General features: G+C 65.3%; 23 protein-coding genes. 11 read left to right on the forward strand and 12 right to left on the reverse strand.

Going from position 1 to position 21,659, the window contains the following annotated elements:
* Nucleotides 1–6: 6 nt before the first annotated feature.
* The 3 genes from HAP54_RS03190 (at nt 7) to HAP54_RS03200 (ending at nt 5,137) form a co-directional block, all read left to right on the forward strand.
* On the forward strand, nt 7–2,064 hold the full coding sequence (locus HAP54_RS03190) for a hypothetical protein (RefSeq protein ID WP_166298733.1): 2,058 nt from the start codon (nt 7–9) through the stop codon (nt 2,062–2,064).
* A 160-nt stretch (nt 2,065–2,224) separates the two neighbouring features.
* Nucleotides 2,225–2,647 carry a DUF2946 family protein gene (locus HAP54_RS03195; protein WP_166298734.1) on the forward strand — a complete coding sequence of 141 codons (423 nt, stop codon included), beginning with the start codon at nt 2,225–2,227 and terminating at the stop codon, nt 2,645–2,647.
* A 111-nt stretch (nt 2,648–2,758) separates the two neighbouring features.
* Nucleotides 2,759–5,137, forward strand: coding sequence for a TonB-dependent receptor (locus HAP54_RS03200; protein ID WP_166298735.1), 2,379 nt, complete (start codon nt 2,759–2,761; stop codon nt 5,135–5,137).
* A gap of 59 nt (nt 5,138–5,196) precedes the next feature.
* On the opposite strand, the gene HAP54_RS03205 is transcribed toward HAP54_RS03200, so the two are convergent.
* The 3 genes from HAP54_RS03205 to HAP54_RS03215 all read right to left on the reverse strand — a co-directional run bounded on the left by HAP54_RS03205 (nt 5,197) and on the right by HAP54_RS03215 (nt 6,584).
* On the reverse strand, nt 5,197–5,514 hold the full coding sequence (locus HAP54_RS03205) for an EthD family reductase (protein ID WP_029083699.1): 318 nt from the start codon (nt 5,512–5,514) through the stop codon (nt 5,197–5,199).
* Between the two features lie 113 nt (nt 5,515–5,627).
* On the reverse strand, nt 5,628–6,140 hold the full coding sequence (locus HAP54_RS03210) for a GNAT family N-acetyltransferase (protein WP_029083698.1): 513 nt from the start codon (nt 6,138–6,140) through the stop codon (nt 5,628–5,630).
* A 39-nt stretch (nt 6,141–6,179) separates the two neighbouring features.
* The gene (locus HAP54_RS03215) at nt 6,180–6,584 is read right to left on the reverse strand and encodes an NUDIX domain-containing protein (protein ID WP_249817843.1); all 405 of its coding nucleotides are present in this window, start codon (nt 6,582–6,584) and stop codon (nt 6,180–6,182) included.
* A 232-nt stretch (nt 6,585–6,816) separates the two neighbouring features.
* Between HAP54_RS03215 and HAP54_RS03220 the strand changes: the two genes are divergently transcribed.
* Nucleotides 6,817–7,704 (forward strand): metallophosphoesterase family protein, encoded by an 888-nt coding sequence (locus HAP54_RS03220; RefSeq protein ID WP_166307354.1) that lies wholly within the window; start codon nt 6,817–6,819, stop codon nt 7,702–7,704.
* Between the two features lie 2 nt (nt 7,705–7,706).
* Here the strand turns inward: HAP54_RS03220 and HAP54_RS03225 are convergent, their stop codons facing one another.
* The 3 genes from HAP54_RS03225 to HAP54_RS03235 all read right to left on the reverse strand — a co-directional run bounded on the left by HAP54_RS03225 (nt 7,707) and on the right by HAP54_RS03235 (nt 9,560).
* Entirely contained in the window at nt 7,707–8,465 is a 759-nt protein-coding gene (locus HAP54_RS03225) for a glycine-rich domain-containing protein (RefSeq protein WP_166298736.1), read from the reverse strand.
* A gap of 99 nt (nt 8,466–8,564) precedes the next feature.
* Nucleotides 8,565–9,137: a hypothetical protein gene (locus tag HAP54_RS03230; protein ID WP_166298737.1), complete on the reverse strand. Its 573-nt coding sequence runs from the start codon at nt 9,135–9,137 to the stop codon at nt 8,565–8,567.
* 213 nt (nt 9,138–9,350) lie between these two features.
* Complete coding sequence (locus HAP54_RS03235) at nt 9,351–9,560, reverse strand: DUF4170 domain-containing protein (protein WP_029083693.1); 210 nt, start codon at nt 9,558–9,560, stop codon at nt 9,351–9,353.
* A 480-nt stretch (nt 9,561–10,040) separates the two neighbouring features.
* Here HAP54_RS03235 and HAP54_RS03240 point away from each other — a divergent pair, with 480 nt between their 5' ends.
* Nucleotides 10,041–11,483 carry a helix-turn-helix domain-containing protein gene (locus tag HAP54_RS03240; protein ID WP_166298738.1) on the forward strand — a complete coding sequence of 481 codons (1,443 nt, stop codon included), beginning with the start codon at nt 10,041–10,043 and terminating at the stop codon, nt 11,481–11,483.
* Nucleotides 11,484–11,485: 2 nt separating this feature from the next.
* On the opposite strand, the gene HAP54_RS03245 is transcribed toward HAP54_RS03240, so the two are convergent.
* Nucleotides 11,486–11,740 (reverse strand): iron oxidase, encoded by a 255-nt coding sequence (locus HAP54_RS03245; RefSeq protein WP_166298739.1) that lies wholly within the window; start codon nt 11,738–11,740, stop codon nt 11,486–11,488.
* 386 nt (nt 11,741–12,126) lie between these two features.
* Between HAP54_RS03245 and HAP54_RS03250 the strand changes: the two genes are divergently transcribed.
* Nucleotides 12,127–12,540 (forward strand): nuclear transport factor 2 family protein, encoded by a 414-nt coding sequence (locus tag HAP54_RS03250; protein ID WP_166298740.1) that lies wholly within the window; start codon nt 12,127–12,129, stop codon nt 12,538–12,540.
* Nucleotides 12,541–12,797: 257 nt separating this feature from the next.
* Here HAP54_RS03250 and HAP54_RS03255 read toward each other — a convergent pair whose 3' ends face one another.
* Entirely contained in the window at nt 12,798–13,241 is a 444-nt protein-coding gene (locus HAP54_RS03255; protein WP_224741396.1) for a GYD domain-containing protein, read from the reverse strand.
* Nucleotides 13,242–13,522: 281 nt separating this feature from the next.
* Here HAP54_RS03255 and HAP54_RS03260 point away from each other — a divergent pair, with 281 nt between their 5' ends.
* Entirely contained in the window at nt 13,523–14,473 is a 951-nt protein-coding gene (locus tag HAP54_RS03260) for an aldo/keto reductase (protein ID WP_166298741.1), read from the forward strand.
* 78 nt (nt 14,474–14,551) lie between these two features.
* Nucleotides 14,552–16,372 (forward strand): carbamoyltransferase family protein, encoded by a 1,821-nt coding sequence (locus HAP54_RS03265; RefSeq protein ID WP_224741395.1) that lies wholly within the window; start codon nt 14,552–14,554, stop codon nt 16,370–16,372.
* A 58-nt stretch (nt 16,373–16,430) separates the two neighbouring features.
* Here HAP54_RS03265 and htpX read toward each other — a convergent pair whose 3' ends face one another.
* The 3 genes from htpX to HAP54_RS03280 all read right to left on the reverse strand — a co-directional run bounded on the left by htpX (nt 16,431) and on the right by HAP54_RS03280 (nt 18,308).
* Nucleotides 16,431–17,363 (reverse strand): zinc metalloprotease HtpX, encoded by a 933-nt coding sequence (gene htpX / locus HAP54_RS03270; protein WP_166298742.1) that lies wholly within the window; start codon nt 17,361–17,363, stop codon nt 16,431–16,433.
* 265 nt (nt 17,364–17,628) lie between these two features.
* On the reverse strand, nt 17,629–18,021 hold the full coding sequence (locus HAP54_RS03275) for a response regulator (RefSeq protein WP_312022752.1): 393 nt from the start codon (nt 18,019–18,021) through the stop codon (nt 17,629–17,631).
* Nucleotides 17,976–18,308 carry a hypothetical protein gene (locus HAP54_RS03280; protein WP_414646181.1) on the reverse strand — a complete coding sequence of 111 codons (333 nt, stop codon included), beginning with the start codon at nt 18,306–18,308 and terminating at the stop codon, nt 17,976–17,978. The genes HAP54_RS03275 and HAP54_RS03280 overlap by 46 nt, the downstream gene beginning before the upstream one ends.
* A gap of 178 nt (nt 18,309–18,486) precedes the next feature.
* Here HAP54_RS03280 and HAP54_RS03285 point away from each other — a divergent pair, with 178 nt between their 5' ends.
* Complete coding sequence (locus HAP54_RS03285; protein ID WP_166307364.1) at nt 18,487–19,797, forward strand: lytic murein transglycosylase; 1,311 nt, start codon at nt 18,487–18,489, stop codon at nt 19,795–19,797.
* Between the two features lie 277 nt (nt 19,798–20,074).
* Nucleotides 20,075–20,578 carry a DUF1993 domain-containing protein gene (locus tag HAP54_RS03290; protein WP_166298743.1) on the forward strand — a complete coding sequence of 168 codons (504 nt, stop codon included), beginning with the start codon at nt 20,075–20,077 and terminating at the stop codon, nt 20,576–20,578.
* A 267-nt stretch (nt 20,579–20,845) separates the two neighbouring features.
* Here HAP54_RS03290 and HAP54_RS03295 read toward each other — a convergent pair whose 3' ends face one another.
* Complete coding sequence (locus HAP54_RS03295) at nt 20,846–21,145, reverse strand: hypothetical protein (protein WP_312022751.1); 300 nt, start codon at nt 21,143–21,145, stop codon at nt 20,846–20,848.
* On the opposite strand from HAP54_RS03295, the gene HAP54_RS03300 reads away from it, so the two are divergent.
* Nucleotides 21,132–21,617 carry an SDR family NAD(P)-dependent oxidoreductase gene (locus tag HAP54_RS03300; protein WP_339156863.1) on the forward strand — a complete coding sequence of 162 codons (486 nt, stop codon included), beginning with the start codon at nt 21,132–21,134 and terminating at the stop codon, nt 21,615–21,617. The two genes, HAP54_RS03295 and HAP54_RS03300, sit on opposite strands and share 14 nt — an antisense overlap.
* Nucleotides 21,618–21,659: the final 42 nt, after the last annotated feature.

Here is a 21,659-nt window from a genome sequence, read left to right on the forward strand (position 1 = left end):
CGCGCTATGAACTACGGTATCGCGTTCACACCGCTGGTTCCTTCGCTCGTGCTGTGGATCGGGCTCGGCGCGATCGTCGTCATCGCGGCGTTGCTGTCGCGCGCGCGCGGCGCCGCGGTGCGCGTCGCCGCGCTGGCGCTGATCCTGCTGGCGCTGGCCAACCCCTCCTTCACCCGCGAGGACCGCGAGCCGTTGTCCTCGGTCGCCGCCGTCGTGGTCGACAAGAGCCCAAGCCAGAACTTTGGCACGCGCAACCAGGAGACCGACAAGGCGCGGCAGGCGCTGGTCGACAGCCTGAAGCAGGTCAAGGGCCTCGAGGTCCGCGTCGTCGAGGCCGGCCAGGCCGACGGCGAAACCGACGGCACAAAGCTGTTCGGCGCGCTGACATCGGCACTGTCGGACGTTCCGGTCGAGCGCGTCGCCGGCGCGTTCATGATCACCGACGGCCGCGTACACGATATTCCCGCCAACGCCCAGGCGCTCGGCTTCCAGGCACCGCTGCATGCGTTGATCACCGGTCGCAAGGACGAGCGCGACCGCCGCATCGCGATCACAGCCGCGCCGCGCTTCGGCATCGTCGGCCAGACCCAGACCATCACCTACCGGCTCGACGACCAGGGCGTCACCGGCGAGCGCGCCAAGGTCACGATCCGCCGCGACGGCGAGGTGATCAACGAGCGCACGCTGAGCAGCGGCCAGACCTCCAGCGTCGACATCGACATCAAGCATGCCGGGCCCAATATCGTCGAGATCGAGGCCTCGCCGCTCGAGAACGAGCTGACCCCGGTCAACAACCGCGCCGTGGTCGCGATCGACGGCGTGCGCGACAAGCTGCGCGTGCTGCTGGTGTCCGGCGAGCCGCATGCCGGCGAGCGCACCTGGCGCAACCTGTTGAAGTCAGATCCCAGCGTCGATCTCGTGCACTTCACCATCCTGCGTCCACCGGAGAAGCAGGATGGCACGCCGATCAACGAGCTGTCGCTGATCGCGTTTCCGACCCGCGAGCTGTTCCAGCAGAAGATCAACGAATTCCAGCTGATCATCTTCGACCGCTACGCCCGCCAGGGCGTGCTGCCGATCGCCTATTTCGACAACATCGCGCGCTATGTCCGCTCCGGCGGCGCGGTGCTGGTCTCCGCCGGTCCCGACTACGCCTCGACCACCAGCATCTGGCGCACGCCGCTGGATTCGGTGCTGCCGGCCGAGCCGGTCGGCGTCACCGAGAAGCCGTTCTATGCGCACTTAAGCGATGCCGGGAAACGCCATCCGGTGACGCGCGGGCTGGAAGGCTCGAATGCCGAGCCGCCGCATTGGAGCCGGTTCTTCCGCACCGTCGACACCCGCAACGCGATCAACCCGCCGGTCATGACCGGCGCCGACGGCAAGCCGCTGCTGCTGCTGTCGCGCTTCGGCGAAGGCCGCGTCGCGCTCTTGCTCTCCGACCACATCTGGCTCTGGGCGCGCGGCTATGAGGGCGGCGGCCCGCATCTCGATTTGTTGCGGCGGGTGTCGCACTGGCTGATGAAGCAGCCCGACCTCGACGAAGAGGCGCTGCGCATGCAGGTGCAGGGCAAGGACCTGATCGTGGTGCGGCAGACCATGGCCGATACCGTCGCGCCTGTTACCGTGACGTCGCCGAGCGGCACCACGCGCGAACTGACGCTCGCCGCCGGCGATCCCGGCGAGTGGCGCGCCACGCTGCCCGCGAGCGAGCTCGGCCTGTGGCAGGCCACCGACGGCACGCTGAAGGCGCTGATCAATGTCGGCCCGACCAATCCGAAGGAATTCTCGGAGGTCACCTCGACCACCGACACGCTGAAGCCGCTGGCGCAGGCGACCGGCGGCGACGCGCGGCGCATCGTCGACGGCTCGAGCCTCGACATGCCGCGCATCGTGCCGATCCGCGCCTCCTCGATCTTCCGCGGCGACGGCTGGCTCGGCGTCAAGATGCGCGACGCCAGTGTCGTGAAGGGCGTCGGCGTGCTGCCGATGTTCGCCGGCCTGGTCGGCCTGCTGCTGCTGCTCGGCGCATTCGCGGCAACCTGGCTGCGCGAGGGACGCTGAGCCTGGTGGCTCGGCGCTCCGTTGCTTCAAACACACACCGGCAACGGATCGACACAGTTCGCCCCAACTGTGGTTGACACCGCGATTGCCGTCCGATGTTATAATGTAACATCGGGCCGCTGGGGTGATGGCGCGCTCCCGATGGGGTGGGCGTTATCGCATGAAGTGGTTCCGGAGACACATCAAGACTGGCTCGCGGCTGGCGCTGTTCGCGCTCGCCGTCCAGTTCGTGCTGTCGTTCGGGCACTTCCATCCGATAGCGGCCGCGCAAGCCGCGCCCGCGTCCCGGACCGGCCTGTCGCTGGTCGATCTCGCCTATATCGGGACCTCCGCAACCCCGGACCTCGCGGTCCAGGTGACCGGGACCGAGCCGCCCGCCAGGCACGACAACGACCGGCATCCGGCCGATAATTGCGCGATCTGCGCCGTCATCTCGCTCGCGAGCAGCATGCTGTTCACGGCCCCGCCGGTGCTGTTGCTGCCGGAAGCCGTCGAGCTTCTGTTCCGCACCACCAATGCCGAATTCGTCCATCTGAAGTCGGCGCCTGCCGCGTTTCACTCCCGCGCACCTCCCCTGTCCTGACATCGACTGATTGCCGCACGCCCTGAGCGGACAGCCGCGTCACATTTGCGGCTGCGCCAGCGGGGCAAATCGGAATCGATCCGTCATTTTCGACGGGGCTGGATCGGGACAATGACACTTCAGAAGAAACGAGCACTCCACATCGGGGGCGCGAGCTGGCTGTTGCTGGGCGCAATGAATAGCGGCGCGCTCGCAGATGACACGCCGACGCAACTCCCTGACATCACCGTGACGGCACCAAGCCCGATCCAGCGGCACCGCACAGCGCCAGCACGCACCCCGATACACGTTGTCCGGGCTGCGCCGAGCCGGAACCGCGAACGCGCCACAGCAGTGCAGCCGGCGCCCGCGGCGCCAGCGCCGGCACCGCAGCAAGGCGTGCTGCCCGTCGTCACCGACCAGTTCGCGACCGTCACCGTGATACCGAACGAGGAGCTGCGGCGCTCCGGCGGCGCCACGCTTGGCGATCTCTTGTTCTCGAAGCCCGGCATCACCGGTTCGAGCTTCGCGCCCGGCGCATCGAGCCGGCCGATCATCCGCGGCCTCGACGTCAACCGCGTCGGCATCGTCGAGAACGGTCTCGGCGGCGGCGGCGTGTCGGATCTCGGCGAGGATCATTTCGTGCCGATCGATCCGCTTTCGACCAACCAGATCGAGGTGGTGCGGGGACCTGCCGCGCTGCGCTACGGCTCGACCTCGATCGGTGGCGTCGTCAGCGCCAGCAACAATCGAATTCCCGACGCGATGCCGACCTGCGCGGCAGCGCCGTTCCAGACCTACGGTTTGCCGGTGAAGGCGCCGCTGGCCGATGCCGGTTCGCCGGGCTGCCTCAACGTCGAGACCCGCACATCGGTCAGTTCGGTCAATCGCGGCGTCGAGGGCGGCATGCTGCTGGACGCTGGCGGCAACAATGTCGCCGTGCACGCCGACGTCTATGGCCGCACCACCAGCGACTACAGCATCCCGAGCTATCCGTATCTGTTCGACCAGACGCGGCCGGTGGGCAGCCGCCAGCCGAACTCCGCGACGCAGTCGGACGGCGCCTCTGTCGGTGGCTCGTATTTCTTCCAGGGCGGCTATATCGGCGCATCGATCACCCAGAACGACTCGCTCTACCATATCCCCGGCATCGACGGTGCCGATCACCAGACCCGGATCGACGCGCACCAGACCAAGATCGCCGTCAAGGGCGAGTACCGGCCCGATGCTGCGGCGATCGACGCCGTGCGGTTCTGGGTCGGCGCGACCGACTATCGCCACAACGAAATCGGTCTTGCCGATCCGGTTGATCTCTCAAGCGACGGCGTGCGGCAGACTTTTACCAACAAGGAGCAAGAAGCCCGGCTCGAAGTGCAAATGATGCCGTTCAACGCGCGCTTCGCGGCCGTGACGACGGCGTTCGGCCTGCAGGCCGGCCATCAGGAATTAACGGCTCCGAGTCCGGACGATCCAGGCAGCCCGCTCAACGGATTGTGGGACCCTAACAACAACAACAGGGTCGCCGGTTACGTCTTCAACGAGCTGAAATTCAGCGAGACCACCAAGGCGCAGATCGCCGGACGCATCGAACACATCAACCTCTCCGGGACAACGCCGGCATTCATACCTGACGTGTTCGACGTCAACATCGACCCTGCCAGTATTGGTCCCGCCACGCCGCGCAATCTGCACTTCACGCCGAAAAGTGCGAGCATTGGCCTGATCCAGAACCTGCCGTGGGATCTGGTTGCGAGCATTACCGGTCAATACGTCGAACGCGCGCCGAAACCGGCAGAGCTGTTTTCGCGCGGCGCCCATGATGCGACCGCCACCTTCGACATCGGCAATCCCAATCTCGGCATCGAGACGGCAAAATCGATCGAGGTGGGATTAAGGCGGGCAACGGGGCCGTTGCGATTCGAACTCACCGGCTACTACACGAAGTTCAACGGCTTTATCTACCGCCAATTGACTGGCAACACGTGCGACAGTGCGGCTTGCGTGGATATAGCCAATCCGGACCAGCTTGAGCTGAACCAGGCGAGATACGCGCAGCGCGACGCCACCTTCCGCGGCGCCGAGTTCCAGAGCCAGCTCGACATCGGCCCGCTCAACGGCGGCATCTGGGGTATCGAGGACCAGTTCGATGTGGTGCGCGCCACCTTCACCGACGGCACCAACGTGCCGCGGATTCCGCCGGTGCGGCTCGGCGGCGGCGTGTACTGGCGCGACAGCAACTGGTTCACCCGCATCAATCTGGTGCACGCCTTCGCGCAGAACGACATCGCTGTGATCGGCGAGACCCCGACCGCGGGCTACAATCTCTTGAACGCGGAGATCACCTACAACACCAAGCTCAATCAATCATGGATCGGGGCGCGCGAGATGACGCTTGGCCTGGTCGGCAACAATCTGCTCAACCAGAACATCCGCAACTCGGTCTCCTACACCAAGGACGAGGTGCTGATGCCGGGCATCGGCGTGCGGGCGTTCGCCAATTTGAAGTTCTGAGACAAGCGTATCCCTCTGCCGCTCGCGGCAGAGGGATCATGCCTCGAGAACCCACGTCGTCAGTGGCCGACGACGACTTCGCTGATCTGGATCACTGGTTGCAGATCGGTGTAGTTCGGAATGTCGCCCATGATCTCCTGAGCGTGCTTCCCCATGCCGGCCGCGAAGGCCTCAACCGAGTCGCAGAAGATGTGGCACATCCCGACATAGGTTGCGGGCGTCCCCGGTGCGCCGCCGGCGAGGCCTTTGTCGACGGTGTAATATTTGCAGGCGTCGCCCAGCCGCGCCTTCACCAGCGGCATGTGCTTGTCGCGATAATAATCGTGATCAAAGCGTGCGCCTGGATTGTTCGGATACATCACACTGACCTTGATCATGGCGCACACTCTCCCTGTTGATCTGACATGCGCCGGTCTTGTCCCGGCGCTTGGCTCAACTGTGCTTCAGTTTCCGAAGGTGCGCAACCGTTCCGGCGATGCTCGCGGGAATGTCAGATCGCCTTGCTCCAATCCGGCTGGATCGGCCCCGACACGCCCTCGAACGCGCCATCGACCAGTTCCATGACAAGCACGCGACTGTAGTCGACCGGTCCGGGCATCGTCATCCGCCCCTTCGGGACCGGCTTGAAGCCGACGCGCGCATAGTACGGTTCGTCGCCGACCAGCACGATGAGCCGGTGGCCCTTGGCGCGGGCGTCGTTGATCGCACGCTCGAGCAGCGCGCGGCCGACGCCGCGGCTGCGGAATGGCGGCTCGACAGTCAACGGCCCGAGCATCAGGGCCGGCGTATCGCCGATACAGATCGGCAGCTGGCGCACCGAGCCGACCAGCAGCGTGCCGATCCGCGCCGTGAAGGAGACGTCGAGCAGATGATCGACATGCTCGCGCAGCCGGTAGGCGCTGAGCACGAAGCGGCCGGGCCCGAAGGTGCGCTCGTGCAGGCGCTCGATCGCCTGGGCGTCTTTCGGGGTCTCGGGCAGGATGGTCAGGGACAGTTCAGTCATTGTGGAGCGCGGGATAGCATCTGGCGCGGGCGCGGTCCATCACCGCCATGTGGCCGTCGCCGGCTTGCCGTCGAGCACCTCCGCGATGCGCAGCCGCGTCCCGGGGGTGGCCTCCTCGGGCAGATCAGCCGGGTCGAAGAAGCCGCAGGCGACGATCTCGCGATTCGGTTCCGGCAGCCGGTCCTGCCGGTAGTTTCTGACGACATAGACCGCGACATGATCGCGCGGCGAGACGTGGCTGTTGTGGAAGATGCCGTGCAGCACCGGCTCGCCGGCGAGCTCGATCCGGCCCTCCTCCTCCAGCTCGCGCCGCAGCGCCTCGAGAAAGCTCTCGCCGACCTCGACCCCGCCGCCCGGCAGATACCAGCCATGGACATAGCTGTGCTTGACCAGGAACACCTTGTTGTCGGCGTCGAGCACGACGGCGCGGACGCCGAGCGTCATGCTGCGGGCCAACCGCCAGTAGAAATGAAACACCCACCTGATCTGCGGCTCATAGCGCTTGCGTAAATCCTCAAGGATCGTCACTAAACCCTCGACATCATGGTGTTTGATCCGTGCTTTGATCCTTGCGCGCCCGCGCAGCTCTTGCCAATACAGGGCAGGACGTTCGGGATAGCACGACATGACCGGTTGCCGGCCCACTTTTCACGGACAATCCTAGGGGAATCGCATGATGGCGGCATTCCGCCTCGCGCATTTGTCGGATCCGCATCTGCCGCCGCTGCCGGCGGCGCGGCTGCGCGATCTCGCCGGCAAGCGCGCCTTCGGCTATTTGAACTGGACGCGCAACCGTCACAAATATCACCGCCGCGACGTGCTCGATGCGCTGGTGTCCGACATGCAGGCGCAGCAGCCGGACCATGTCGCCGTGACCGGCGATCTCGTCAATCTGGCGCTGGATGCCGAGTTCAATCCGGCGCGGCAATGGCTGGAGGGCGTCGGCGATCCTTCCGGTGTGACCGTGGTCCCCGGCAATCATGATGCCTATGTGCGCGCGACGCGGCATCGCTTCGTTGGTCACTTCGGCGACTATCTGCGCGGCGACGCCGATGGTGCAGCGACGCATTTTCCGTTCGTGCGCCGCCGCGGGCCGGTGGCGCTGATCGGCGTCTCCTCGGCGGTGCCGACGCCGCCGCTGATGGCAACTGGCTGGCTCGGCCATGCCCAGCTTGGCGCGTTGGAGACGATCCTCGCGCAGCTGTCGCGGGAGGACGCCTTCCGCGTGCTGCTGGTGCATCATCCGCTGCACTCCGACGGGCGCGCCAAGCGGCTGACCGATTCGCATCAGCTGCTGGCGCTGCTCAAGCGGCACGGCGTCGAGCTGGTGCTGCATGGCCACGACCACATCCACTCGACGATGTGGTTCGACGGCCCCGAGCGCAAGATTCCCGCGATCGGCGTGCCGTCGGCATCGGCGCTGGCGCGCAAGCATTATCCGGCGGCGGCCTACAACCTGTTCTCGATCGAGCGCGACGGCAACGCCTGGCGCTGCGAGCAGACCGTGCGCGGCTTCGGCAAGCACGATGGCATTCACGAGTTGAAGCAAACGCGATTGTCCTGACGTTAATCCCCACCTCCGCCGCCACCACAACCACCGCCGCAGCCGCCTCCGCTGTCGCCACCACCTCCACCATCGCCGCCGCCAGCGTCGCCACCATCCCCGCCGCCACCTCCATCGCTGCCGGCATCGCCGAAGCCGGCAGACGATCCATCGATCGAAGAGTCGGAGAAATCGCCGCCGCAATAGGGGCTATCGCCGGCAATGCCGCTGCGGCGCAGCGCCTCGCAATCGGTGTGATAGACGAAGCCGTTGGCGATGTTCAGCTTGGCGTCGAGCGCGAACAACAGCGGCAGCCGCGTCGGCCTGACCGGATCGATGTTCTCGTATTTGCAGCAGTACCACCAGACCCGCCGCAGCCCCTCATTGCTCCGGCGCCGCTCTTTCACCAGCACGACGGCCGGCGTGTGATGCAGGAAGCCGCCGAAGGCGCGGCGGCAGAACGCATCGTATTCGCGGGTGTAGAGAATGAATTCGTGCCAGAGATCGTCGGCGGCCTGCGACGGCATCGAGACGTAGCGCTTGCCGCTCATCAGATAGGCGAGGAAAAACTGCCGCAGGCCGCGCGAAACCAGCGCGCTGTCCTTGCGCATGAAACCCGGGTGACGCTTCTCGAGCCGCGCCAGCAGGCCCGCCGGCCATTTGAAGGTGCGGATATATTCGGCGCGCCGCAGCCTCTGCCATTTGCCGAACAGCACGGCGCTGCCGACCACTGCGGCCGCCGCCAGCACGCCCAAAAATGCCGAGGCGGGTGTCACAACCACGATGCCCCCGCCCTTCCCTTATTTGAGCATGATCTCCGCGCAAACGCGTTCCGCGTTTGTCGCGAGGGAAAACCGCTTCGCACTTTTCCGGATCATGCTTCAGAAATTCTGCCAGCTCGCAAACAGCGCGTAGCCGAACAGCGCGAGCGCGCCCATGATGAAGCCGAACACGAACATGCCGAACCCCCCGCGGCGCTTCGGCGCCACCACCGGCACGGGCGGCGGTGCGGGCTCGGCAGCCGGAAGCGGCGTTGCCACCATCGCATGCTCGCGCTCGATCATGCGGCGCGCCACATAATCGGTGACGGCGTCGACGATCGCGGGCACGTCGTGCGATTCGGCGAGCACGATGCGGCCGAAGCGGGTGTCCTGCACGAAGCGGTAGATGCGCTTGTCGCGCCCCATCAGCACATGGGCGACGACGTCGATCCACAGCCGCGGCGTCTCGCCCTGGCTGATGCCGCGGTCGAACAGATCGACCTTCTCCGGCACCTGCGCGAACAAGGGATCGAGCGCATCGTTGAGGATCTCGAGCCGCGCCACCTCGGCGTCGCGTAACTCGACGACGACGCCGGTGCGATCGGCCGCCTCGATCCGCGCCCGCCGCAGCGCCTCTCGCAGCGTCGGCCGCATCTCGCGCGCCTCGCTGCCGGTGTTGTGCGGATCGGACATGCCTTGCGGCCTCGTAGTGACGGGTTGCCTTATCCATTAACCTATCAGCAACCATGCCGTCCGCAAAGCACGTTGGTTCCCAAGCACTTAGGCGGCCACTTATCCCCAGATCAAAGACCCCGGCAGTGTTCCGAAAGCGGACAGCCCCACCCGGATGAACCGGATGGGGCTGCCGTCCTTGGACGTTTCTTAGCTCGTTGATAAAGGAAGCCGTCAGGCCGAAACCCGCGACGGCTCCTCGACGATGGAGAAGCGCACGCCGGCCTTGTGGCGGTTCTCTTCCGAGACCACGCGCCACGCATCCTCGGCTTCCTTGCGGGTCTTGAACGGACCCTGCACCTGGGCCGAGCCTTCGACGAGCTTGTGGAAGTTCATCGAGCCGAACTCGCCGCCGATCACCCAGAAATTGCTGCCCTTGCTCATCGTCAGTCTCCTCTAAAAAATCGGCCTGCCTTTGCCGAGCCGCCGAAACCTTGATCGCCGCACCCTGCCGTCAGAGAGGTCGATCATGGGCAGGCCGGCGTGCTGCCTGCTCTCCCTCCAATCGACATTCTTGACAGCGTGTTGCGAACCGCCTGCCAAGAGCTAAACGCGAAAACAGGAAGCTCGTATAGATGCCTTGTTTTTTATTGGTGATGTCATGTAACATCTGAACTTGTAATAAATGTCGAATTGTAAATTTTGTCACATAATGGGTCAAGAAGGCTGTCATGCTTGCTTCTTCTTCTCCCTCTCCCCGTTCTTACGGGGAGAGGGTTGGGGTGAGGGGCCTCTCTCCACAACAGGACTCGTGGAGGGCCCCCTCACCCGCCGCACTCCGCGCGATGCTTCGCATCGCCCGGTGCGCGTCGGCCTCTCCCCGCAGGCGGGGAGAGGCAAAAGGCGGCCGCCACGGAGCACCCCATGCCGTCTGAATCCGGAAAGAAACTGTTTGTCGGCCCGCGGTTCCGGCGGATCCGCCAGCAATTGGGGCTGTCGCAGACCCAGATCGCCGAGGGGCTCGGCATTTCGCCCTCCTACATCAACCTGATCGAGCGCAACCAGCGCCCGGTGACGGCGCAGATCCTGCTGCGGCTGGCCGAGACCTATGATCTCGATCTGCGCGATCTCGCCACCGCCGACGAGGACCGCTTCTTCGCGGAGCTCAACGAGATCTTCTCCGATCCCTTGTTCCGCCAGATCGACCTGCCGAAGCAGGAACTGCGCGACCTCGCCGAGCTCTGCCCCGGCGTGACGCACGCGCTGCAGCGGCTCTACGCCGCCTATACCGAGGCGCGCCGCGGCGAGACGCTGGTGGCGGCGCAGATGGCCGATCGCGAGGGCTCGCAGTTCGACGCCAACCCGATCGAGCGGGTGCGCGACCTGATCGAGGCCAACCGCAACTATTTTCCGGAGCTCGAGACCGCCGCGGAAACTCTGCGCGACGAGCTCAACGTACCCACCGAAGGCCTGTTCACTGCGCTCAGCGCACGCTTGCGCGAAAAGCATTCGACCGTCACCCGCGTGATGCCGGTCGACGTGATGCGCGAGACGCTGCGCCGCTTCGACCGGCATCGCCGGCAGCTCCTGATCTCCGAACTGGTCGACAGTGCCGGCCGCAGCTTCCAGCTCGCGCTGCAGATCGGCTTTGTCGAGTGCGGCACAGCGATCGACGCGATCGTCGGCCGCGCCGGTCCGCTCGACGACACCGCGCGCAGGCTTTACCGCATCACGCTCGCCAATTACTTCGCGGCGGCCGCGATGATGCCCTATCAGGCGTTTCATTCCGCAGCCGAAGCCTTGAGCTACGACGTCCACGTGCTGGCGCAGCGCTTCAACGCCGGTTTCGAGCAGGTCTGCCACCGCCTCACCACCTTGCAGCGGCCAAATGCGCGCGGCGTGCCGTTCTTCCTGCTGCGCGTCGACAATGCCGGCAACGTGTCGAAGCGGTTTTCCTCCGGCACCTTCCCGTTCTCCAAATTCGGCGGCACCTGCCCGCTCTGGAACGTGCATTCGACCTTCGACATGCCGGACCGCCTGCTCAGCCAGGTGATCGAGCTGCCCGACGGCACGCGCTACTTCTCGATCGCGCAGACGGTGCGCCGGCCGGTGGCGCCCTATCCGCAGCCGCAGCCGCGCTTTGCGATCGGGCTCGGCTGCGAAATCCGTCATGCGGCAAAACTCGTCTATGCGACCGGCATGGATCTGGAGAAGGTCGAAGGCACCCCGATCGGCGTCAACTGCCGGCTCTGCGAGCGCGAGAACTGCAGCCAGCGCGCCGAGCCGCCGATCACGCGCACCCTGATCCTCGACGAGACCACGCGGCGGGTGTCGTCGTTCGCATTCTCGAATGCGCGGGAGCTGTGAGCTCAATCCACTGCCGCAAAGGCCTTGCACCAGCCGTCCTTGCTGATGGCGCCCTCAACCACCTTGCAGCCGTCGGGTTCGACGAACAGCGTGCACGCGCCGCAGGAGTAGATGCCGTTCGGCGTGTCCTGATATTCGGCTTGGGGTTTGGTCATCTTGTCGGACGCAGAGGCGGGCCGCAGGAAGAACGCTGCGGGAAGTCCTGCGGTGGCGGCGCTGATGAAGGTACGGCGCGAACGGCGGCCTTGGTTGGTCATTGGAGTTGTTTCTCCATTTGTTGCCTATCGTCATAGTAGCCGTCATTGCAAGCGACGCGAAGCAATCCATTTCGCCGCCTGCACAACAATGGATTGTTTTCGCCATCGCCACCGCTGTCATCACCCGCGCATGCGGGTGATCCAGTATTCCAGAGACACCCGTTGTTGAGCCGAGAGGCCGCGGCGTACTGGATCGCCCGGTCAAGCCGGGCGATGACAGATGTGGTGGGGACGCGCATGGGTGCGATCGGCACGAGGCGCGCTAGCTAGAGCACCCGCGTCCGCCATGCCGATGCATCAAAACGGGAAACGATGACTTTCCGCCATTGCCGTTCCGCAACGGCGGCTGCGACCACATGATGTAGGGACAGGCAAGGAGGTCCCCAATGAACCAGCATGCCAGCAAGACAGGCGCACCGCCCTCGGTGGGCGCAGATGTGAGCGGCATCGAAACGCTGCTCACCCGCAACCTTCCGGAGGTTTTCGGCGAAGGCGATCCGGTGCGCCGAAGGGCCGCAATTCAACAGCTCTACACTGAGGATTGTGTGCTCTACGCGCCATCAGGCATTCTGGTAGGCCACGATGCACTCGACAAGTTCGCCGGCGATCTCCGGGCGACGCATACGCACGTTGCTTACACGCCTCATGGCGCGCCGCAGGTCCTGCACAATTCGGGACGCCTGGCATGGGGCTCCGGGCCGCAAGGCGAGAAGCCTGCGTACACCGGCGTGGATTTCATCATCGTGCGGGACGGCAAGATCGCGGCGCTCTACGTCTACCTGGACGCGCCGCCTGCTTGAGGGCGGCTGCGGCGCTGGTGCTGAAGAAAATGCTGAACGAGGCGGCGGACGTCAGGCGACGGCACAACCGGCCGGGGCTTGCGAACCGGCATGCACGTGCCCGCGACATCCGCCTGAGCGTGTTGCCCGTCCGTTGACGCGCCCCGGATCAGCGACGCGCGCAACGGCCCTCGCCTTCGCGCGGAGCGCCGGGTAGCGCCGCCGCGCGAGAGTGACACCGGACGTCAGACATCAGCGGTGCTTGATCCTCCGGCCCGCTAGCCGCCGGGCGGGGTGTAGGCAGCCTTCAACTTGCTCGCGTGCTGCCGCACCACCTTGATCTCGTCCTGGGTAAACAGCCGGACGAGCTTCACATTCTGCATGGTGCCGGCTGCCACGACCACGCCGCTGATGGCAGGCGCGACGGTCGGATCCGGCACGTCGAAGATCACCATCACGCCGGGGCCATCGACCGACGTGCTGTACATCGAAATCAGTTTGCCGCCGGCCGCTTCGATCAACTTCCTGGCGGCCTCATAGCGATTGGTCGCCGGGTTCTCCATGATGTTGTTGAGAGCACGCGGGGTGTATTCACCTGAGAAGCAGAAATGCATGGCAATCGCTCCATTTGGCTGAAATGAAAAAAGCATTTCACCCGGGCGTGACCCGGGCAGCAGCGGATTTCGTACTGAAATGAGAAGTGGTGGCCTGCCGATGGCCATGTGCGCTGCCGCTCATTCTCCGGAATTCGGCGCGACCGGTGGCAGCTCGCCGGGCAATCTACATCAAGCGCCCGACAAATGAAATCGCGTTCCTGCGCGTTGCGAAAGTCGCGCCGTGATCGACGCGGCGCCGAGGGGCAGCCTGCCTGACCTGACGCACGAGCGAGCACGGCGTTTGTGATGCAACCAGAGCGGTCTTGGCGTCGCTCAGCGCCTTGCAAACAAAAGCGATCTGCCTCAGTGTCCGGTGCCTGCCCTCAAGAACAAGCGAAAGAAAACTCATGAAGCATCGCGCGCTCGGCCGCTCCGGCCTCACTGTCCCCTCCCTGTGCTTCGGCTGCAATGTGTTCGGCTGGACCGTCGACGAGACGTCGTCGTTCCGCCTGCTCGACACCGTGCTGGAGCACGGGCTGACGTTCCTGGATACGGCGGATGTCTATTCGCGCTGGGCGCCGGGCCATAGCGGCGGCGAATCCGAGACGATCATCGGCAAATGGATGAAGGCGCGCGGCAACCGCAACCGCGTCATCCTCGCCACCAAGGTCGGTATGGACATGGGCAACGACAATGTCGGGCTGAAGCCGGACTATATCGCGCGCGCCGTCGAGGACTCGCTGCGGCGGCTGCAGACCGATTTCATCGATCTCTACCAGTCCCACAAGGACGACGAGACGACCCCGCAGGAAGAGACGCTGGCGGCCTACGACAAACTGATCAAGGCGGGCAAGGTCCGGGCGATCGGCGCCTCGAATTTCTCGGCGGAGCGGCTCAAGAACGCCCTCGATATCTCCAAGGCGAACGGGCTTCCGCGCTACGAGAGCATGCAGCCTGAATACAGCCTGATGGAGCGCTCGAGCTACGAAGGCGCGCTGCAACGGGTGTGCGAAGAGAACGACGTCGGCGTGATCACGTTCTTCTCGCTCGCCGCGGGATTTTTGACCGGCAAGTACCGCTCGGAGAGCGACTTCGCCAAGAGCCCGCGCGGCTCGCGCAGCATTCCAAAATACATGAACCCGCGCGGCATGCGCATCCTGGCCGGCCTCGATGAGGTCGCCGCGGAAACCCGCGCCGAGCCGGCCGCGGTCGCGCTGGCCTGGCTGATGGCAAAGCCCTCGATCACCGCGCCGATTGCCAGCGCAACCAGGCCCGAGCAGGTCGCGACGCTGGTCGCTGCAACCAAACTCGAGCTGACCAAGGGCCAGGTCGAGCGGCTCGACGCAGCGAGCACATAGCGCGTTTTCAAGCGGCGCGAACTGCGGCTTTTGGTCTTCAGTGCGCAGCCTCGATGCTGCCTTACTGTTCCGGACAGCTTGACTAGAGCCATTTCCGTTCCGATAAAATCGGAACGGGGCTCTAGATTTTTGTTTGACGCGTTTTCTTCACGCGAACCGGTATCCACTTCGCTCGAGAACGCTCTAGTCTGCCGTGACGGTCAGGCGTATGGGGGGACGCAGGTGAATATCCTTGGGATCAACTCGGTGTATCACGAGTCCGCCGCCGCGCTGCTGGTTGACGGCCGGCTCGTGGTGGCCGCCGAGGAGGAGCGGTTCAACCGCATCAAGCACGGCAAGCCAGCCGAGTTCGACAACCCGCATCAACTCCCCGAACGCGCAATCCGCTTTTGCCTGAACCATGCCGGGCTCACCGCGCGCGATATCGATCACGTCGCATACTCGTTCGATCCGAGGCAGCGCCGCAAGCGATATCGCGCCGAGTGGTGGGATCCGCGGCTGGAGGAGACCTTTCGGCTCCGGCTTGGTCAGGTGCCCGGCGCCATCGACGACCTGCTCGGACGCTCACTGCGGCAGCGGCTGCATTTCGTGCCTCACCATATGGCGCACGCCGCATCCGCCTACTTCCCGTCGGGCTTCGATCACGCGGCCATCCTCACCATCGATGGAATCGGCGAGACCGCGGGCACCTCGCTGGCGAAGGCCGCCGGCACCCGCATCCAGACCGTCGAGACATTCGAATATCCGCATTCGATCGGTTTCCTGTGGGAGGTGTTCAGCGGCTATCTCGGCTTCTCGCATTACGACGCGTCGAAAGTCATGGGCCTCGCGGCTTACGGCGATCCCGAGGTTTTCCGTCAGCAATTCCAGTCGATCATGCGTGCCGATGAGGTGAACTACGGGGTGTCGCCGGAGTATCTCGGCAACAGCCCGGAGCGTCACGCCAGAATGGAAGCCGTGTTCGGCCCGGGGCGCTACGAGGACGGCGAAATCCTGCCGCGGCATGCCGACATGGCGGCCGCGTTGCAGGCGGCGACGGATGCCGCGGTCGTCGCGGCCGTCCGCCGCCTCAAGCGCAGGGTGCCATCGGACAATCTGTGTCTTGCCGGAGGCGTCGCGCTCAATTGCGTGACCAATGAACTGGTCCGGCGATCCGGCGAATTCACCAACGTGTTCATCCCTTCCGCGCCGCACGACGCGGGCACGGCGATCGGCGCCGCCTTCGCCGTGCATTGCGCAAAGCACAAGCGTTCCCCCGAGCGCGGCAACGACACGCCGTATCTCGGGCCCGCATTCAAGCGGCGCGAGATTCTGGCGGCGGTCAAGTCGGCCGGGCTCAAGGCACGGCGCAGCACATCGCCGGCGCGCGATGCCGCCGACATGATCGCCGGCGGCAAAATCGTCGCCTGGTTCCAGCGCCGCATGGAGTTCGGGCCGCGCGCGCTGGGCAACCGTTCCCTGCTCGCCGACCCGCGGCGGCCCGACATGCGCGATATCCTCAATCAGAAAGTCAAGCACCGGGAAGATTTCCGCCCCTTTGCGCCGAGCGTACTGGCCGAGCACGCCGAGGAATGGTTCGAGGTCGGCGCGCCGACGGCGAGTCACGCCTTCATGCTGTTTGCATGTCCCGTCAAGCCTGATCGGCGCGATCTCATCCCGGCGGTTTTGCACCGCGACGGCAGCGCCCGGGTCCAGATCGTCAGCCGCAGATCAAATCCGCGCTTTCACGAGCTGATCTCCTGCTTCTTTGCCAAGACCGGCGTGCCCCTTGTCGTCAACACGTCCTTCAATGACAGCGAGCCGATCGTCTGCGCCCCGACCGACGCAATCGTCACGTTCCGCAAGTCCGGCATCGACGCGCTGTTCATGGACGATGTGGTGCTGACGGCAAAGGCGTGACCTCGCCTGCCATCTTCAGCCCAGAATCTTCAGCGCCAGGATATTCAGCCCAGAACCTTCAGCCCCACGGGCCGCGCTGGCCCTGTGATCCGCCCCACGGGCTGCGCGGCGGATAGCTTTCGCCGGTGGAAAGCGGCGCGGTCTGGGTACCGAGCTCGGCGGCGAGTTGCTGCAGCGCCGCGATGCGGTTCGCGGTCGAGGGGTGGGTGGCGAACAGATTGTCGACGCCGTGGCCCGACAGCGGGTTGATGATGAACATATGCGCGGTGGCCGGATTGCGCTCGGCCTCCATGTTCGGCATCTGATGCGCGGCGTTCTCGATCTTCGCAAGCGCGGACGCCAGCCACATCGGCTGCCCGACGATCCGCGCGCCATAATTGTCGGCGGCATATTCGCGGGTGCGGCTGATCGCCATCTGCACCAGCGCAGCGCCGAGCGGCGCCAGGATCATCATCGCGATCGAGCCGATGATGCCGGGGCCGTTGTTGTTGCGGTTGCCGCCGAAGAACATGCCGAACTGCGCCAGCATCGAGATTGCGCCGGCGATCGTCGCCGTGATCGTCATGGTCAGCGTGTCGTGATGCTTGATATGCGCAAGCTCGTGGGCGATCACGCCGGCGAGCTCCTCGCGGCTGAGCTGCTGCATCAGACCCGTGGTGACCGCGACCGCGGCGTTCTCCGGATTGCGGCCGGTCGCAAATGCATTGGGCTGCGCTTCGTCCATCAGGAACACGCGCGGCATCGGCAGGCTTGCGCGCTGCGCGAGTTCGGCGACGAGATTGTAAAGCTCGGGCGCGGAACGCGCATCGACCTGATGGGCGCCGTACATTGACAGCACCATGCGATCGGAATTCCAGTAGGCGAACAGGTTTGTCGCAGCCGCGACGATCAGCGCGATCACGGCGCCGGTGCCGCCGCCGATCAAATAGCCGACGCCCATGAACAGGGCGGTGAGGCCGGCAAGCAGGAGCGCGGTGCGGAAATAGTTCATCGTGGTTCCCTCACGGCGAGCGGAATGCTGCCACAACTGACGCCGCAGAGGTAGGGATTTTGCTGCGCGTGCCGCAAGGGGAACCAGTGCGTCGCAGCGACGCGGCGCGGATTAGCGATCGGTCATCTGCGGCAGATTGTAGCCCGCATGAGCGAAGCGACATGCGGGACCCCCGCCCCGGATATCGCGGAGCCTGTCATCGGGTGCGCGTTCGCGCGACCCGTTGGCTCATTCGGGCAACGGAACTACGTCTACGGGATCGCGTCTACTCCGCCGGCTCCCGCCGCGCGAGCTGCCGCTCGCCCCTCGCGCAGCGCCACCGCAGCATGCGGGCGAGCTGGGCCCGGCTGTAGGGTTTTCCGAGGAACAGGATGCCCTGCTCGAGCTTGCCGTCCTGGTCTATGACATTCTCGGTATAGCCCGACGTGAACAGCACGCGCAGGCCGGGCCGCCGCTTCTGCGCCTCGGTGGCGAGTTCGCGCCCGTTCATCGCGCCGGGCATGATGACGTCGGTGAACAGCAAATCGACCGGCGCGCCGCCGTCGAGCACGACGAGCGCTTCAGAGCCGTTGTTGGCCGACAGCGTGGTGTAGCCGAGGCTCTCGATCTGGGTCAGCACATAGGAGCGCACCAGTCTGTCGTCCTCGACGACGAGCACGATTTCCTGTGCGCCGCGGACATCCGGCTGCCGCCGCTCAGGCAGGCGGCGAACGGCCAGGCCATCCAGCCGAACTGGAAATCGCGCCGCTTGGAGACGAGGATCGCCAGCGCAAACGGGACCGAGAAATACGAAGCGGCAATCAGTGCGTCGGAAATCACGTGGAGCCAGATCAGCTCCGGCTCCCACAGCAGGCAGATGCCGTGCGGCGAAAACGTCGACGAATCCAAAAGACGCTCGAGAAAACTCCACATGGCTCCCTCCGGGCGTGATCGATCCGCCGACACCCCTGCCCGCGAATCACCCGCCGATCATAGCGGCGGCTATTCACACTGCCGAAGGCCAATTGGTCTAACGGCGGCACCCCCGTTGTTGCCCGGTGTCGCCCTGGTGTATGCAGGGCGGGCCCTATCCCCGATCCAGCCGGTGACATCGATGCCAGCATCTTCCCTCCGCGCCCCGATCATGATCGCTGTAGCAGCGGCGGCGCTGGCGCTCTCGACGGCCGCCTCGGCGCAGCAGCCGCTGCCCAACCCTGCGGGTCCCGCGCCCGTCAGGCCGCGCCCGGTGGTCGCCGCCTCGCCGCGGGCTGCGTCCTGCCATGCCGGGCAGAGCTTCGATCGCTTCCTCACTGAGCTGAAGCAGAAGGCGGTGGCCGCCGGCGTCTCGCAACGCACGATCGCGGAGGCCGCGCCGTACCTGATCTACGACCAGGGCATCGTCAACCGCGACCGCGGCCAGCGCGTGTTCGGGCAGATCTTCACCCAGTTCGCCGGCCGCATGGCCGCGAACTATCGGATGCAGCAGGGCCAGCAATACATCAAGACATATGCGGCCGCGTTCGCGCGCGCCGAGAAGGAGTATGGCGTGCCGCCGGCGGTGATCGCCGCGTTCTGGGGACTGGAGAGCGACTTCGGCGTCCAGATGGGCAATCTGCCGACGCTGAAATCGCTGGTGTCGCTGGCCTATGATTGCCGCCGCTCGGAGATGTTCCAGGGCGAGACCATCGCGGCGCTGAAGATCATCGAGCGCGGCGACCTGACGCCCGACGAGATGATCGGCTCGTGGGCCGGCGAGCTCGGCCAGACGCAATTCTTGCCGACGCACTATTTCAACTACGCCGTCGACTATGACGGCGACGGCCATCGCAATCTGCTTGCCAGCGGCCCCGACGTGATCGGCTCGACCGCGAACTACATCGCCAACGGATTGAAGTGGCGGCGCGGCGAGCCGTGGCTGCAGGAGGTGCGCGTGCCGCAGGCAACGAACTTCCCTTGGGACCAGGCCGACCTCACCATCAAGCTGCCGCGCTCGAAATGGGCTGCGCTCGGCGTCACCACCACCGACGGCAAGCCGCTTGCCAATGACGAGATGCCGGCCTCGCTGTTGCTGCCGATGGGCCGGATGGGCCCGGCATTCCTCGCCTACGCGAATTTCGCCGCCTACACCGAGTGGAACAACTCGCTGATCTATTCGACCACCGCCGGCTATCTCGCCGGCCGCATCGCGGGCGCGCCGCCGATGCAGCGCCCGCACGCGCCGGTCGCGCAGCTGCCGTTCAACGAGATCAAGGAGCTGCAGTCGCTGCTGGCGCGCGCCGGCTACGACGTCGGCAAGGTCGACGGCGTGCTCGGACAGGCGAGCCGCAGCGCGGTCAAGGCGATGCAGATGAAGTATGGCCTGCCCGCGGATTCCTGGCCGACCACGGAGCTCTTGGCCCGGATACGCGGACCGCGGGCGCAGCCGGCGGAAGCCGCGATGCCGGGGATGCGGTAGGACGTCCTTGAGCTTTCTGCGTAGCGAGCAGTGCGCTTGAACCGTCACCCTGAGGAGCGCGCAGCGCGTCTCGAAGGGTCGACGGCCACCAGTGGGGCCGTGCATCCTTCGAGACGCCGCTTCGCGGCTCCTCAGGATGACGGATTACGAGGGCCCCTCGGGAAATATTTGACCAAGTGTTACAGCCTTCCGCGGTTGTATTCTTCCCTTCGCAGCCCCATTTGCAGCATCGCCGTTCGGCAGATTTGGATTTCATCAGAACCAAGAAGAGCAACGCATGTCCTTTTATGACGCCGTCGTCCCCGCCTATCTTCAGATCCTCAACAGCCTCACCGGCCTGCTCAGCAAGGCCGAAGCGCATTGCGAGGCGAAGAAGATCGCGCCCGAGGTGCTGCTCGGATCGCGGCTCTATCCGGATATGCTGCCGCTGACCAAGCAGGTACAGCTGGTCTGCGATCACGCCGCAAGGGGCTGCGCGCGGCTGACGCATAGCGAGGTGCAGTCGACGCCCGACACCGAGACCACCTTCGCCGAATTGAAGCAGCGGCTCGCCAACACGATCGACTATGTGAAGTCGTTCAAGCCGGAGCAGTTCGACGGCGGCGATGCCAAGGACGTCACCTTCCCGGTCGGCCCCGGCCGCACCATGACCCTGAAGGGCCAGCAGTTCCTCAACGCGTTTTCGTTCCCAAACTTCTATTTCCACGCCGTCACCGCGCACGGCATCCTGCGCCACAACGGCGTCGAGATCGGCAAGCGCGATTTCCTCGGCGTGAGCTGACGCGCTTCGCGCGTCATTCCGGGGCTCGCGAAGCGAGAACCTCAGGTGCGCAATTGCGCACCGGGGAATCTCGAGCCACACAACTTCTGGATTCCGGGTTCGATGCTTCGCATCGCCCCGGAATGACGTGGCACAAACATATTCCCCACCGCGGGATTTTAGCCTCGCACGCACGGCCGTGCTACTGCTCCCTGACAACAACAAGACGTCAGGGAGCACGCCATGTCGACCACAACCCACGCGCCGAAAGCCATCGATCCTTCCGCCTCACTGCATGCGGAAGCGCTGGGACTGGCAAAGAACCACGGCCGCCTCAACGGCCGGCGCATCATCGTGGTCGGCGCGGGACAGCGCACCACCGTGGACGCTGAGCCGCCGATCGGCAACGGCCGCGCGATGAGCGTGCTGTTCGCGCGCGAGGGCGCCTCGGTCGCCTGCCTGGACGTCAACAAGGAAGCCGCCGACGACACCGTCGCGCAGATCACACGCGAAGGCGGCAAGGCTTTCGGTCGAACGCTGCGCCGACAGGCTCGGCGGGCTCGACGGGCTGGCGCTGAATGTCGGCATTTCCTCCGGCGTGTCGCTGCCCAAAATGACGGCAGAAGCCTGGGACCGCGACTATGCCGTCAATGTGCGCAGCCACATGCTGTTCGCGCAGAAGGCGCTGGAGGTGATGGCGCCGGGCGGCGCGATCATCCTGATCTCCTCGATGGCAAGCCAGCGCGCCGGCGGCCGCAACCCGGCCTATGAATCCTCCAAGGCGGCGCAGATCGCGCTGGGACGGGCGATCGCGCGGGCCGGCGAGGACAAGGGCATTCGCTGCAATGTGATCGCGCCCGGTTTCATGGATACGCCGATGGGCCGCGACGCCAGCCGAAGGCGGACCGACCGCGCCGTGACAGTGCCTTTCGGCCGCCAGGGCACCGGCTGGGAGGTCGCCTATACTGCGCTGTTCCTGATTTCGAATGAATCCTCCTATGTGAACGCGCACACCCTGTTCCTCGATGCCGGCCACATGGGCGGGATCGTGCGCAGCTAACCTGCGGTGCGCGAATGCCTCGGCCATTGCGCTTGTCGCCGC

The sequence above is a fragment of the Bradyrhizobium sp. 2S1 genome (assembly GCF_011516625.5).
Classification (GTDB): Bacteria; Pseudomonadota; Alphaproteobacteria; order Rhizobiales; family Xanthobacteraceae; genus Bradyrhizobium; species Bradyrhizobium septentrionale.